At 63.1% G+C, this 12,855-nt stretch carries 14 protein-coding genes; 13 read left to right on the forward strand and 1 reads right to left on the reverse strand.

All coding sequences use genetic code 11. The features are described 5' to 3' along the window. The first annotated feature begins 71 nt into the window (after positions 1–71). From QFZ53_RS08490 to QFZ53_RS08550, 13 genes are all read left to right on the forward strand, one after another. A complete protein-coding gene (locus QFZ53_RS08490) occupies positions 72–641 on the forward strand; it encodes a hypothetical protein (protein WP_307295435.1) in 570 nt (189 codons plus the stop codon). 692 nt (positions 642–1,333) lie between these two features. Next, entirely contained in the window at positions 1,334–1,675 is a 342-nt protein-coding gene (locus tag QFZ53_RS08495; protein WP_307295437.1) for a hypothetical protein, read from the forward strand. Positions 1,676–1,709: 34 nt separating this feature from the next. Beyond that, on the forward strand, positions 1,710–2,018 hold the full coding sequence (locus tag QFZ53_RS08500) for a pore-forming ESAT-6 family protein (RefSeq protein WP_307295438.1): 309 nt from the start codon (positions 1,710–1,712) through the stop codon (positions 2,016–2,018). Then, positions 2,018–3,064 (forward strand): DUF6177 family protein, encoded by a 1,047-nt coding sequence (locus QFZ53_RS08505; RefSeq protein ID WP_307295439.1) that lies wholly within the window; start codon positions 2,018–2,020, stop codon positions 3,062–3,064. The genes QFZ53_RS08500 and QFZ53_RS08505 overlap by 1 nt, the downstream gene beginning before the upstream one ends. Then, positions 3,064–3,399, forward strand: coding sequence for a hypothetical protein (locus QFZ53_RS08510; protein WP_307295440.1), 336 nt, complete (start codon positions 3,064–3,066; stop codon positions 3,397–3,399). The genes QFZ53_RS08505 and QFZ53_RS08510 overlap by 1 nt, the downstream gene beginning before the upstream one ends. 26 nt (positions 3,400–3,425) lie before the next feature. Then, positions 3,426–3,797, forward strand: a complete 372-nt coding sequence (locus QFZ53_RS08515) for a DUF6507 family protein (protein WP_307295441.1) — start codon at positions 3,426–3,428, stop codon at positions 3,795–3,797. Positions 3,798–3,800: 3 nt separating this feature from the next. Continuing rightward, positions 3,801–6,122: a hypothetical protein gene (locus QFZ53_RS08520; RefSeq protein WP_307295443.1), complete on the forward strand. Its 2,322-nt coding sequence runs from the start codon at positions 3,801–3,803 to the stop codon at positions 6,120–6,122. A gap of 5 nt (positions 6,123–6,127) precedes the next feature. Next, positions 6,128–6,841, forward strand: coding sequence for a hypothetical protein (locus QFZ53_RS08525; RefSeq protein ID WP_307295444.1), 714 nt, complete (start codon positions 6,128–6,130; stop codon positions 6,839–6,841). A 705-nt stretch (positions 6,842–7,546) separates the two neighbouring features. Continuing rightward, positions 7,547–8,257, forward strand: coding sequence for a hypothetical protein (locus QFZ53_RS08530; RefSeq protein WP_307295446.1), 711 nt, complete (start codon positions 7,547–7,549; stop codon positions 8,255–8,257). A gap of 91 nt (positions 8,258–8,348) precedes the next feature. Beyond that, entirely contained in the window at positions 8,349–8,888 is a 540-nt protein-coding gene (locus QFZ53_RS08535) for a hypothetical protein (RefSeq protein WP_307295448.1), read from the forward strand. 99 nt (positions 8,889–8,987) lie between these two features. Then, complete coding sequence (locus QFZ53_RS08540; RefSeq protein ID WP_307295450.1) at positions 8,988–10,283, forward strand: GH-E family nuclease; 1,296 nt, start codon at positions 8,988–8,990, stop codon at positions 10,281–10,283. Further along, positions 10,283–10,909: a hypothetical protein gene (locus QFZ53_RS08545; protein ID WP_307295452.1), complete on the forward strand. Its 627-nt coding sequence runs from the start codon at positions 10,283–10,285 to the stop codon at positions 10,907–10,909. Before QFZ53_RS08540 ends, QFZ53_RS08545 begins: the two co-directional genes overlap by 1 nt. Positions 10,910–10,946: 37 nt before the next feature. Next, entirely contained in the window at positions 10,947–11,348 is a 402-nt protein-coding gene (locus QFZ53_RS08550; protein ID WP_307295454.1) for an immunity protein Imm33 domain-containing protein, read from the forward strand. Positions 11,349–11,887: 539 nt separating this feature from the next. Here the strand turns inward: QFZ53_RS08550 and QFZ53_RS08555 are convergent. Next, positions 11,888–12,835 (reverse strand): hypothetical protein, encoded by a 948-nt coding sequence (locus tag QFZ53_RS08555; RefSeq protein WP_307295456.1) that lies wholly within the window; start codon positions 12,833–12,835, stop codon positions 11,888–11,890. Between the last annotated feature and the right edge of the window lie 20 nt (positions 12,836–12,855).

Consider the following 12,855-nt stretch of genomic DNA (forward strand, 5'->3'; position numbering starts at 1 on the left):
GGCTCGCCGCCATCGGGGCTGGTGCGCTGTGCGTTGCGTTGTCGGTTCTGGCCGGATGCGGAGGACCCGCCGTGTCGGGTGAAGAGTCGTTCGATCAGGCGCGTGAGGTGAATTTCGCGTACAAGGCTGCGGTCGCTGATGTCCAGGTGCAGTTGTTTGAGGGGGAGTGGACTCTCGAGGGGTACGGCGACAGTCCCGATCAGTGTGGGGATGACGGGTATATGTTCCGGTTGGGGCGGTCGACGCCGTTTGAGTGGCGGTTTGAGGGTACTCCTGCGGAGGCGGGTAAGCGGATCGCTGCCTGGTTGGACGAGAACGGGTGGTCCGATATCAAGACGCGCACCTACTCCGGCGACGTCGACAACGTCCTCGTAGAGGCCGAGAAACCCGACTCGCATGTTGCGCTCCTCACGATCGACTTCAATCCCGGCCAGCGCTCGGACATGATCACCATCAACGCCGATTCCACTTGCGGACCCGGCGACTGGGACAACCTCATCGAATCGGTGATGCCGGGCATCAGCACCGGAGAAGCTCCACCTGTTCAGGATGAGCGAACGACGGAGCACCCGGGAGATGCGCTCTCGTTTGGGTATACGGCAGAAGGAATGCCTCGCTTCTGGGACGACGAAGGCCAGTGACCCAGCCGATTCAGCGTCTGTTGGCCGCCCCGTCGATACTCGTCTCCACGGTGGGCATCGGCGGGTGCGGTTCCGCTGTGGCTGGAGATGGGCTGTTGGAGCGGGCGCGAGCCGTGTGCATGGATTACCGGGCGGCGGTAGCCGAGGTCGCAGTTGAAGAAGCGCAAGTTCTGGCCCGGTGACGCGAGTTGACGTCGAGACGGCGGCGGAGGGTGTCGATCGCCGTGCTGGCTATCGCGGTCGTGCTGGCACCGTTGACGGGTTGTGGAGGTCCCGCCGTGACGGGGGAAGAGTTGTTCGATCAGGCGCGCGAGGTGAATTTCGCTTACAAGGCTGCGGTCGCGGATGTGCAGCTGCAGTTGTTCGAGGGGGAGTGGACTCTCGAGGGGTACGGTGACAGGTCCCGATCAGTGTGGGGATGACGGGTACATGTTCAGTTTGGGGCGTTCGACTCCGTCGCCGAGAGGCTGTCGCGGCTCCTTCAGGGCTTCGAGGTTGTGAATCCTGACGGCGTTCTTTCCATACGGATCGCTGCGCTGCCTGGTTGGACAACCCGGGCCTGGTCAAGGTTGTCGTGCAGCCACGGGTGTACGTGGAATCACGTACACAAGTTGTGACGGGGTGCCATTTTGGTGCGGGTGGCTTAGCCTTGGTGTGTTCGGAGTAGACAGGGGGGCGATATGAAGTTCGCTATGGAGGAGCAGACGCTGGTTCGGCTGGGGCAGCGGTCGCAGAGCGAGTCGGAGGATCTGACGGCGTTGGTGCGCGAGCTGATCGATGCGGCGGAGCCGCTTGAGGGTGTGTTCAATGGTGCGGCGAAGGCTCGTTTCAACGATTTCAAGGCCAACACTGATCAGATCACGAATGCGTTGAACAACGCGTTGTCGGGCATCGTGCATTCGATCTCGGGGCAGAATCTTGCGTTCGTCACGGCGGCGGAGGATGGTGCGGCCGCGCATGATGCGGCGCAGGGTGCTGCGGATTTCAGTGGTGAGGCCGTGTTGGCACGGATCTCGGGCCAGGCGTCGGCCTGAGGCTCGCGCGTAACGACGGTACGGAGGGTTTGTCATGACCGGTAACCAGATCGACCGCAACGATTACAACGTCGGTGCGTCTCAGTCGGTGCAGTCCAATTTCGAGAACGTCGCGGCTCGCCTGGAGGCGGCGTTGCAGCGTCGTGATCAGGATGTTCGCGCGGCTCTCGCCGACTATCAGGCTGACGGTGTCTCTGAGGAGTACGGGGCTCTGGAGCAGCAGTGGACGCAGGCGGGTGATCAGGTGCGTGGTGTGATCGCCGCGATCCGTGGTTCGCTCGAGCAGAACGACGAAATCGCCCTGCGCGCCCTCGCGCAAGGGCGTGCCGCACTGCCAATCTGATGGCGACGGCCGTCCATCCTCTGGCTGACGAGTGGACGGATGAGTACGCGCTGTTCAAGGTCGAGCACGACCGTGTCGCGTATTCCCGGCCGCTGTGGCATTTCCTTGCGGACTGTCGAGCCAGTGAGATTCGTCCGGTGCTGGTCACCGGGCCGGGTGCGGTGCTGAGCCCGCACCTGTATTCGGCGATGACGCAGAGCGGTGCGCACTGGGCGTTCACGGACGGCGGGCTCGTCTACGATGCACGTTCCGGTACCCGCATCCGCGCTATCTCTGACCTGTGGGCACCGCGAGACACGAGTGAACGCCATCCTGGCGTCGACGCGGCGTCGACGCCGGTGCCGGCGGTGCTGTTCGACGTCTACGCGGCTGACCGTGCTTCCGACGACACCCGGGTGGGGCCGCTGGTGGACTTCCTCGTGGGTGGACTCACGGGCGGCGCCCCTGCTCGATGGGGGCGTGACGAGCCGCTCACCTCAGGGTGGGATCACGTCGCGGTGACCAGGGACGCGCAGCGGAAGATGCCGGCCAGCGACGTGATGCTCGCCTCGTCTGACACGGGAGCGTGGGCGTCTTTGGCGGTCGCTCGTACCCGCGACGGGATCTTGCAGCGCGTGCACGGCGGTGTGCCGCTGCCGATGCTCAGCACCACCCCGCAAGCCTTGCTCCGCGATCGGGTGCTGCCGTTCGTCACATCCACCCTGACCGGACTCGCCACTCAGTTCACTCCTCGCGTCGCGCTGATCTCTGCCGGGATGGTGCATCAGACCGGCGGCCGGTTCGGGTATCCCGTCGGCGGGTATCCGGTCGATGCGCCTCTTGCGGTCCTGATCGGCGCGAGGACGGTCCGCGACCTGCGCTTGGACATCCCGGCCCTCACAGCCTCACATGACGTGACGGTCCTCGGCCCCGGTCGGGTACCGAGCGTCCTCGTGCGGATGACCGGTCGGGAAGGCCTGTGGACGCAGTTGCGGGCGTTCGCGTACGACCTCGACCAGGAACGCCTCGCCGCACTCCTGTCGAACGAGTTCCGAGGGGTGATCTGATGGCCACCGAACTCGTCGTCCTCAGCGACGTCCCATTCACCGAGGAACTCGTCCTCGCCACCGCGCTGCAGGTCATCCCCGACGGCGCGGGCCTGTCGTTCCGCGATGGTGAGATCACGCAGTTCCTCGACACGAACGCCGACCCGGTGCTGACCATGTTCAACACCACGGTCGTTCACGACCCTACCGACGCACGGGCGCTGCTGAAGGACCCACCGATGTCGTTCGCGTTGTGGACCGAGTTCATCCTCCCGTTCACTGGCAGCACCGCCGGCCGGCCGCTGATCGATGCGCTGGCCCGGGCCGTGCAGGGAACCGTGCGGGAGAAGCTCTAGATGTGTGACCGGAAGGTGTGGGGGAAATGACGGAGTGGAAGATGGATCCGGCGCTGCTGTCGACAGCGCTGTCCGACACGAGCACGGCGTTCGAGTCGCTGTCGACCGTGTTCACCGAGGAGAAGGTCACCACGATCTTCGGTGGTCTGACCTGGGGCGGCGGGGTCACTGCCTGCGTCTCTCAGGCGCTCAACGAAGTGCTCACGGAACAGCAGAACATCAACATGGCCACGATCTCCAACCACGTCGCCGCGGGGATCTACGGTGTCGGGAACGCCGCCCGCGCCTTGCAGGAAGGCCAGGAAGACATGGCCGCGACGTTCCAGACCGAGATGGTCGAGTCTGCCGGTGACGGCAACTTCACCTACTTCTTCGACCACGGGTACACGGGGGAGTAGGGCATGTTCGAGAACGAGGTATCGAACTCTGGCGGAGCCGACGACGGGCTGATCAATCCCGCCGGGTTCATCGTCCGCGCGGGTGACCTGGACACCAGCACGATCACTGCAGCCGCAAGCGGCGTCGCCGGAATCGGAACGGGTGTCGTCGGCGCAGTGGATTCCGTGTCGACTGCATGGACGACGGTGAAGGCCCCGGGGGTCTTCGAGACCCCCGATGCCGGGGCCGTGTACACGCTGATGGACCCGGCCGTCGCGGGCGCGGCTGACATGAACGGTGTCACCTCTCGCATCTCTTCCGCTCTGGAGACCTATGCGGCGGAGCTGGAGGCCATCAAACCCGATCTCGAGGATATCGAGCAGGACGCGTGGGACTTCCGCTCGGAGGCCCTCGCCGGGTACGAGGTCACGAACATCGAAGCCCGCGGCTGGCTGGGGAGCTTCACGACCGGCATCGACGGCAACCCGGTGATGATGGACGATTCCTACGAGACGACGACGATCTCGTGGCGAGAGCACGACCCGGCGGTGGCGAAGAACGAGAAGCTCGTTCATCGGTTCGAAGCGATCCTCGCGCGCGTGTCGACCGCGGCGACAACGTGCGCGAACGCAATCCAGGCGGAGCTGCAGCTCGTGTGCGCCGCCCCGTTCGACGCGATCACGGCCGAAGCGCTGGCGAATTCTCCCGAGTTCTCCACCTGGGGTGCTGCGGTCAGCGAGCAACGTAACGTCACCGAATCGATCGGGTTTGGCCTGGCGAACTTCGGGAAGGGCATCTGGACCGGTGGCGAACTGATCACCGGCTACGACGCGCAAACGGGCGTCCGATCCTGGGACACATTCTGGAAGACCGTAGGCGGGCTCGGCGACTTTGTTGGCTCGACGCTCGCCGTGACCAACGTCCCGTTCATGATCGCCGGTATCGCGTCGATGGGGACGAACTCCCCGTTCCGTGACTTCTTCACAGACCGGATCAACACAGTCGCGTCATCCTGGGGCAGCATCGTCGGCTGGGACCAGCAGGCTCACCTCGCCGGCGAGAACGGCTGGCACAAGTGGGAAGAAGACGGCATCGCGGCGGCGACGGAGTCCGTCGCGAACGTGGGCACGTTCTTCATCCCCGTAGCGAACATCGGCAAGGTCGTCGTGGTCGGCACGAAGGTTGGCTCGTTCGTGGTCCGCGGTGTTGCCGGTGTCGCAGAGTTCGTGATCCCTGCGGGATCCCACCTCGTCACCGGAGTTGTCAAAGTCGTCGAACTCACCTCCACCGGAGTCAAGACAGGATTCCGCGGCCTCATCGACGCCATCCGCGACACCCACATCAACGTCACCGTCAAACCGACCACCGTCCCGGGCACCCTCAACACGACCCTCGATATCACCCACCTCGACACCCCCGTGAAGCCCGGAACGGCTGTCTCCGACGCACTCGGACTCGAGACGGTGCGGCCGGAGCCGCTCACGGGTGGGGACGGTTCGGGTACTACCAGCCATGAGGTGAAGCCGCCCCGTGTCATCAACGGGAGCGACCCGGTATCGGTTCCGGAGACCGTCGGCCCCAGCCATGCCCCCGAGTCGTACACTTCCGAACAGCGGGCCGAGGCATGGGAGAACGCATGGCGGAACGAGGACGGTGTGCGCGTCGATCCGCGAACGGGCGCGCCTCTCGTCGAGTTCAACCGCGCAGGTGGTGCTGGGTGGGAGATGCGCTGGGTTCCCGAGTGGAACGAATGGGTCGCTTTCAACAAGGGCGATGGCTGGGGCACGACACCCCGTCCGATCCCTCCAGAGTTCGACGTCGACCTCACCCGCGCCAGCCAATACGCCTCGAACGACGTGCACTACCCGGGCGAGTATCCACCCCACACGCCAGACGCGACCTACACGAAAGGCTCGGACGAGTCCGGGTGGGCTCCGGTGAATCGCGGCGACGACAAGCCCTGGATGCACGCACAGGAGCAGATCTCCGGCATCCTCCGCGACGACAACGGACACCTCCTCGAATGGCACCAAGTCGATCCCGACACCAGTCGGATCGTTGAATTCGACGGGCACACATGGCGCGGAGGGCCCCCACCCGTCGAAGTCTTCCTCGAGGTCAAGGACGGCTACTCGATACTTCACTGGGCGCCGGAGAGTCTGCGTGCATTGTCGCAAGCAGAGAGCATTGTTGATCAGATCGGCCGACAACTCGACTCGCTTCCCAACGGTGCGATCTTGGAATGGCATGTCACAGATCCGTGGGGTGCGGCAGCAATACGCCGTATTCTCCTCGAGAATCAGATCGTTGACGTGGAAGTGGTTTACACGCCACGGATAGGCTGAGAGCGATGGAAACAGTAGACAAGAAGATTGCGCTGGGGTCGTGGGTGTCCACTTCAGAGCCGACTGAGTGGATTGCCGCACGAACTGACCAGCTACTGCAAGGCTTGACGAAGAGCGTTGGTGCCTCGGGCTGGGAACTGTCTCTTCCTTCGGGCGCATCCGAGGATCCCGATGCGCCCATTCGTCGTGTGCCGTGGGAAGGGGACAAGCGCGCATTGGTAGCCAAGTGCCCGGTATCCGCGAGCTTCAGGTCGGCTAGCTTGGACGAAGGATATGCGCTGCATCTGTATGGGCAGACTCCAGATGAGTGCTCGGTTAAGGTGCGTGTGCGCGCAGGCGATTCGAGCTTGGGTAAGCGGACACCGGGGCACACCGTCCACGTCGAGTTCGTTGCGCCGGCCCGGTTCGCGATCCCCGATGATGTTGCGGGCACGCTGGTCCACTCGATTGTTGTCGCCTTCGATCCACAAACGGCTTCCCAAGTGGATGTCGGAATCGTTGAACTGGCTCGGCGCGGTGGTTGGAAGGTCGTGCCTTCGTACCGTCTCTGGCTGCGGCACGATGTCCTTGTCGATGCGGCACTTCCTGCCGGCATGACGTCGGAGCGTGTGGGCGAGGGGTGGCTGTATACGGTTCCCGACGATGTTGCACGGGAGCAAGTCGTTGCCCTTCACGAAGAGTTCCGCGTACTGAATGGGCTGGACACTCTGCCGCACTGAGAGTGTCGGAGCGCGGGATTCGCAAGTGGCAATCAAAGAACTCGAGGACCAGCTCCTGAACGACACCAGCCCTCTCCCAACGCGTGATGGGATCTGGAACATGGGGCACATTCCCACCAAGAAGTACTCTGATCTGCGAGCTCAGTACTTGAACCAGTGGGATCAGTTGGCATCTCGTCCGGTTCTAGGGCAGTAGTTCAGGTACCACAGCCGGATAGACGAATGTCGAACCCCTACCAGTGCCCGCACGTCCAAGCCGGCGGCGTCCCCTTGTCGCCGCCGCCGTCTGTGCGTTCTGGAGTGGGTGTTCATGATGTCGGCAGCGTCCCTCCCTCGTATGCGCCTCCGGGTGCTCCGGGGTCCGTACAAGTTCCTCCGGTAGTACCGCCGCCTGGATATGAGTAGGCTGCGCGTCCAGCGCCGACCGGGATGAAGTCGTGGGCTCTGGGGTTCCTTGCGTACATTCCGTTCCCGCTCGTGAGCGTGCTGATCGCGGCAATCGTGATGGTGTGCGTGTATCCGTCGACGCGGCGGAAGGGAGTGCCGTTGGCGACGCAGAATGCGCGGATCGCGGCGAACTGGGGCGATCATCGCCTACTATGCAGTCTCCGCGCTGTACATGGTTGGTCTGTCTTGGGTGTTCCCTGAGACAGCGGTTCCCAGGAAGGTGGCGGGGACCAGTTCTGCGGGCCGTCGTTGGATGACATGGAGACAGCGGCGACGGTGTTCTCCGTCGCGGTGCCGGGTCAGACGAACAAGGCTCAGATCGAGAATCGTCTCGCTCTGATCGAGAAGATCGAGGCGCCGGCCGATCTGGCAGACGACCTTGACGTCTGGACGGGGTACCTCGAGGCCGTGGCCGGCACGATCGACGCCGAGGATCCGTCAGAGGCGCTCGCGGCGTACCGTGACGACCTTGCAGTCAAGCCTGCCGGAACAGCGCTGTTCGACCAGTATGTCGACGGGCGCATGAAGTCGGAGTTACACGCGGCCAGGTCGGAGTCGAATCGGGATACCTGCATCTCGAAGCGCGCTGAGGATGGTGTGGGGTGCATATTCCAGGCATCGCCCGATAGTCATAGCAGACTCGCCGTTCGCGTAGAGCTTCGCAGCGTGCGCCGCGTCAGCGTCGCTCATCCTGCATACCGTCTCGATACCCCGCGCGGCCAGGTGCTTCCCCGCGCTCTGTCGACTGATCCGGAAATCGTCCGCCACCACCTTGGCGCTGCGCACCTCTTGGAACCGACCCGCCAGCTGGTCGATCTCCTCTTCACGCAGTTGCCGGGCACGGATCGCCATCGCAGGGCGGATCGACTGAGACCGATGCGATCGCTGCACGTTGTCGATCAGAACCTCTGGACTTCCTGCTCAAGGCGGACCAGTTCGACATCGTCGTTCGGACGTCGAGGGCACTAGATGGGTTGTGTCGGAAGATCGCTACGGTGGTAGAGATCCACGCCGATGGCACTGTGATCACCCACCCCGCACTCTGAGGAGAGACCGAAACATGATCGAATGGCGTTTTTGTGGTCGGTTTTCCCAGAATGTTCAGGATGCGTTCCCGGAGGACACAGGGCTTTCGTGGATCGATGAAGCTGAGGCTCGTCGCCGCTACCACGATCCTGCGAAGGAGTTGACGGTCGTTCCGGAGGAGGACGCTACTACGGGTATCGTTCCCTGGTTCATCACGGTCACGACCAAGGAATTTCCTTCGTTCACGGTGACTTATCAGCAGCCTCCTGGAGTGCCGAGCGTCCGGGTTTGGTGGAAAGATCTTGAGGATGGTCGTCTGTTCGCCCATCGCACGGAACTTTGGGATTACCCGACTGAGCACAATCCGATCGTGCGGTTGCGTCAGAGTGATGCGTTGATGCATTTCGTCACGCGGAACAAGGAAGATGGCACTGGGCGCCTTACGATTCACGAGAAGGGCAGCACTCGGGTGACGACGGCGGATCGGAAGTTTGATGCTGCATTGCTCTATGCGCCTGTCCCGGAGTGGGGGCAGTGGGATCAGTTGGCATCGCGGCCGGTTCCAGGGCAGTAGTTCAGGTACCAGAGTCGGATAGACGAATGTCGACCCCTACCAGCGCCTGCACGTCCAAGCCGGCGGCGTCCCCTTGTCGCCGCTGCCGTTAAGGTCGTCGTGGTCGGCACGAAGGTTGGCTCGTTCGTGGTCCGCGGTGTTGCCGGTGTCGCAGAGTTCGTGATCCCTGCGGGATCCCACCTCGTCACCGGAGTTGTCAAAGTCGTCGAACTCACCTCCACCGGAGTCAAGACAGGATTCCGCGGCCTCATCGACGCCATCCGCGACACCCACATCAACGTCACCGTCAAACCGACCACCGTCCCGGGCACCCTCAACACGACCCTCGATATCACCCACCTCGATACCCCCGTGAAGCCCGGAACGGCTGTCTCCGATGCGTTCGGACTCGAGACCGTCAAGATAAAGCCTGATGTGCCTGACGCGCCCGTAGACACGAAGCCGCACTCTTCGGTGGACGTCAAACCTGATGTGCCCGAGCCCGTGCGTCCGGCCGAGCCTGTTGACGGCGGAGGAACGAAGCCGCAGTACGACCCAGATGCGCCGGTGAGCAAGACCGTCAACCAGGCGGACTCTCCCGGCGGCAAGGGGTCCTACTCGAACCAGGACATCATTGATGCGTACAACCGTGCGCCGGTGAACGAACAAGGCGTCCCCGTCGATCACCGCACAGGAGAGCCGCTGTACCCGGACGGCGAGAACGGCCGTGGTTGGCACATGAAGTGGGATCCGAACGCCGAAAGGTGGGTCGCCGAGAACCCAGGCCTCGGCCCCGGAGAATCCGGATACCTCCCGCCCCGTGCGCCCGAGAGTATCTGGAATGAGTACCAGGACGCACTCAAGACTGACCCGGCCATCGACCCGCCCTATGGGTACGACCACAATGGCAACCGCCTCCCGTACGCCAACTATCGGCCGCCGGTGTCCGATCGCACCGTCCGGGAAGTCTGGTGGGAGGCCGTTAAGCGCTGGGTTATCGACGACGGTGCCGCCGAAGTCCGTGTGACGGATATCAACGACCTAGAAGTTGACGTGCGCTGGGAGAACAACTCGTCCTACCGTGACATCCTGGATCAATTGAAGACGCGCATCGATGAGTTCGCGGATGGAAAGATAACCGAAGTTGACTACGAAGCGGCAATCAAAGAACTCGAGGACCAGTTTCTGAACGACACCAGCCCCCTCCCAACGCGGGACGGGATCTGGGACATGGGGCACATCCCTGAACAGAAGTACTCCACGTTGCGCGATGATTACTTGAATCACCGGATTGACTTGGAGAAGTTCCTTCAGGAGGCCACTGGTACCAAGAGCTTCCAAGTTGAAGACCCCCTTCGCAATCGATCCCATACAGATGAGTCCGGTTCGGCGACGAGCGTCGAGGAAGAATGGTAATGACCAAGCCCCACCCGTGGTACACCGCCCAGGGCGAGTCGTACGAGGATTTCTTGGCCGTCTATGATCCGAGTTGGGCTACCAGCGTCGAACCAGATGGCCGGACTGCTTTGGCTGGTGCCGTTGCAAACAACGACCCGATTGCGCGAGTCGCGATAGCCAACCGTCTGTTGGATGACGGCGCAAACCCGGCTGTACATCAGCCGTTCAGTAGCGTTCTCCACAACCTCCTCAGTAAGAAGAATCTGGATCCTGTTCGGGATGCGGCGCTGCTTCGCCGTCTGCTAGACGGAGGCGCTGATGTGAACCTCTCCGTGCCGAAGCACGGACGCCCGTTCAGCGTCTTTCTGCAGCAGTCTGGGCTTCGTCCGGCGGACCGTCAGCCGTTCTATGACGTGTTGTTCTCTCGCGATGACCTTGATTTGGCGAGTAGGCGTAAAGACACGGGGCTCACGTATGGGGCGTACTTGGTCTATTGGGCTGCGAATCGGAGCTTGCGGGTCGGTGGTTCTGATGGGATCGAGGATCGCATTCGAGCGCATCTGACCGCACATGGATACGATCCGGAGCAGATCCTGCACCCTACCGCCGCGGAGGTATCGGAGAATCGGTCCCGAAGCAGTTGAACACGCTGGTGTCAGTGCTTGGATGGAGGATGGTGTGATGGCGTTCTGGAACAAGAAGAGTAGCGAGTCGAGCGACAGCGACGTGATTGAGTTCGTCCCGAACGCGGGGTTGTGTCTTGTATCGCGGAAGGTGCTGGATCGTGAAGCCCCGGTGCGGTGGATGACGCGGGGAAAGCCGCAGGGTCGGGGCGATACGGGGTGGCAGATCCTCAGCATCGCTGATACCCCGGAGTATCTCAACACGCGGGGCAACCTGGTGATCGCGGATTTCAACGCGGTCTGCATGGTCGAACCTGCGCTGATCGGGATCTGGGACTTCCCTGAGGGCAGCGATCTTATGTTGCACAAGGACGCTGCTGGCATTCATGTCATCGACGTTCCCACGAACAGGGAGATCCCGGTCGACCGGTTCTTCGTCCCGCCGCAGTTCCGCGCCTGACAGCCTCCGTCGCGGCTAGGAATCAGAGTTCGGGCACCACGAATTCGGTCTGGTCGTGGGACGCCCCGGCCTGCACGCGATCATGCCGTTGTCATCTCGGCTTCGGTGATGCTCACCCCTCTTTTGCGAAGTGGTAGGGGGACGAGCTCTTCTGCAACGGTTGTCCTTCCGAAGGACCAGGGGTCCCAAACCCACGACGGGTCTCCGAAGACGCCATCAGTCCACCCCGGAACGGCCAGGTCGCACTTGAGGAGCGCGAGTTCGACTATGCCGGCCAATGCGGCATCCCAATGCGGTTCTACCGCTCCTGGCGCTTCCCTGACAACGACTGAGACGGCATCGGCGCTGAGGAACATTAGGTCAGCAAATACCTGGACCAGAACTTGAGCGGCGCCAGGATCCCCGACCGGATGCTGGGCACTGGGCCCTACAGTCGTGGAGGTGCCGGTGATTCGGTCACGGAGAGATTGAACACGTTGGCGTCGGTGCCTGGTGGCTAGACGGCATCGGTCCCTTCCGCTCGCAAAGCCCTGAGCCGATCAGGCCGCCTGCGTCCTCTGTGCTGCGCGCCACTTGAGCCACTCCCGCGCCGATCGGCGAAACACGAGAACCGTGGTTACCACAGCCAGGATCAAGAGGAGATTCACGATCGGCAGAGAGGGGAACCCGGCCATCGCTCCAGTTCCTATGACCACCACGGCGAGATACACCCAGCGTGCCCAGCCGTATCCGCCGCGCACGAGAACCATGCACGCCGCGCGCAGCACGACGGTCACACTCACGATGAACATCGCCAGGAGGAAGTTGGATGGTGGCTGGTTTCCGGCCGCGATCGCCGACATGGTGATCACCACGATGAGCAAGATCGTCAGCGCCGCCGCGACCGTCTCGATGATCAAGGCCGCGGTGATGCTCCCAGCCACAGGACGAACGGATGCGGTCGGCATGCCGGGCGCGTAGCCCGCAGGCGGCCCAAAGCTCGCGTGCGCCCCATAGGACGCCACTGGTTGGCCCGGAGCGGGCGTCTGCTCGTATGCCGGTGGTGCGCCATACTGGGTCGGCGCGCTGTATGCAGGCGGCGCGCTGTACGTCAGCGACTGCGAGGCCGCGGCGGAGACCGCAGCATCCACGCCCAGCGACGCCGCGGGTTCGGCGATGATGTCGAATGCACCGCTGTCGAGCACGTGCAGCCCCAGACCGGCGAGCACGTCGATGACTGGGCCATCCGGCCGGGAGACAATGATGAATCGCACCTGCCCGCCGTCGTCGGTGCCCAGCGAGATGTCTGTGACGTCCTCGGGGACGAAGAGTCCCGTCGAGGGCGATTCCGCGCCGGAAAGCCCTCGACGACGGAAGGCTGCGTTCACGGCAGTGCGAACCTGCTCGACCGTTCCCAAAGACGGCATTGCCGCGATATCGCCTGTGACGAAAGCGGCGCGATCGTGGACGGACGGCGGTAGACGGAGCGCAGTGACGGAGAGACCCATGCATCGACCGTATCGTTCGC

Source organism: Microbacterium natoriense, assembly GCF_030816295.1.
Classification (GTDB): domain Bacteria; phylum Actinomycetota; class Actinomycetes; order Actinomycetales; family Microbacteriaceae; genus Microbacterium; species Microbacterium natoriense_A.

What these genes read in the sequence shown, in the direction of transcription:
- QFZ53_RS08555 (WP_307295456.1), bottom strand. Translation starts at nt 12,835, where the DNA reads ATGGGTCTCTCCGTCACTGCGCTCCGTCTACCGCCGTCCGTCCACGAT.
- QFZ53_RS08545 (WP_307295452.1), top strand. Translation starts at nt 10,283, where the DNA reads ATGACCAAGCCCCACCCGTGGTACACCGCCCAGGGCGAGTCGTACGAG.
- QFZ53_RS08500 (WP_307295438.1), top strand. Translation starts at nt 1,710, where the DNA reads ATGACCGGTAACCAGATCGACCGCAACGATTACAACGTCGGTGCGTCT.
- QFZ53_RS08535 (WP_307295448.1), top strand. Translation starts at nt 8,349, where the DNA reads ATGATCGAATGGCGTTTTTGTGGTCGGTTTTCCCAGAATGTTCAGGAT.
- QFZ53_RS08525 (WP_307295444.1), top strand. Translation starts at nt 6,128, where the DNA reads ATGGAAACAGTAGACAAGAAGATTGCGCTGGGGTCGTGGGTGTCCACT.
- QFZ53_RS08515 (WP_307295441.1), top strand. Translation starts at nt 3,426, where the DNA reads ATGACGGAGTGGAAGATGGATCCGGCGCTGCTGTCGACAGCGCTGTCC.
- QFZ53_RS08495 (WP_307295437.1), top strand. Translation starts at nt 1,334, where the DNA reads ATGGAGGAGCAGACGCTGGTTCGGCTGGGGCAGCGGTCGCAGAGCGAG.
- QFZ53_RS08510 (WP_307295440.1), top strand. Translation starts at nt 3,064, where the DNA reads ATGGCCACCGAACTCGTCGTCCTCAGCGACGTCCCATTCACCGAGGAA.
- QFZ53_RS08520 (WP_307295443.1), top strand. Translation starts at nt 3,801, where the DNA reads ATGTTCGAGAACGAGGTATCGAACTCTGGCGGAGCCGACGACGGGCTG.
- QFZ53_RS08530 (WP_307295446.1), top strand. Translation starts at nt 7,547, where the DNA reads ATGGAGACAGCGGCGACGGTGTTCTCCGTCGCGGTGCCGGGTCAGACG.
- QFZ53_RS08505 (WP_307295439.1), top strand. Translation starts at nt 2,018, where the DNA reads ATGGCGACGGCCGTCCATCCTCTGGCTGACGAGTGGACGGATGAGTAC.
- QFZ53_RS08550 (WP_307295454.1), top strand. Translation starts at nt 10,947, where the DNA reads ATGGCGTTCTGGAACAAGAAGAGTAGCGAGTCGAGCGACAGCGACGTG.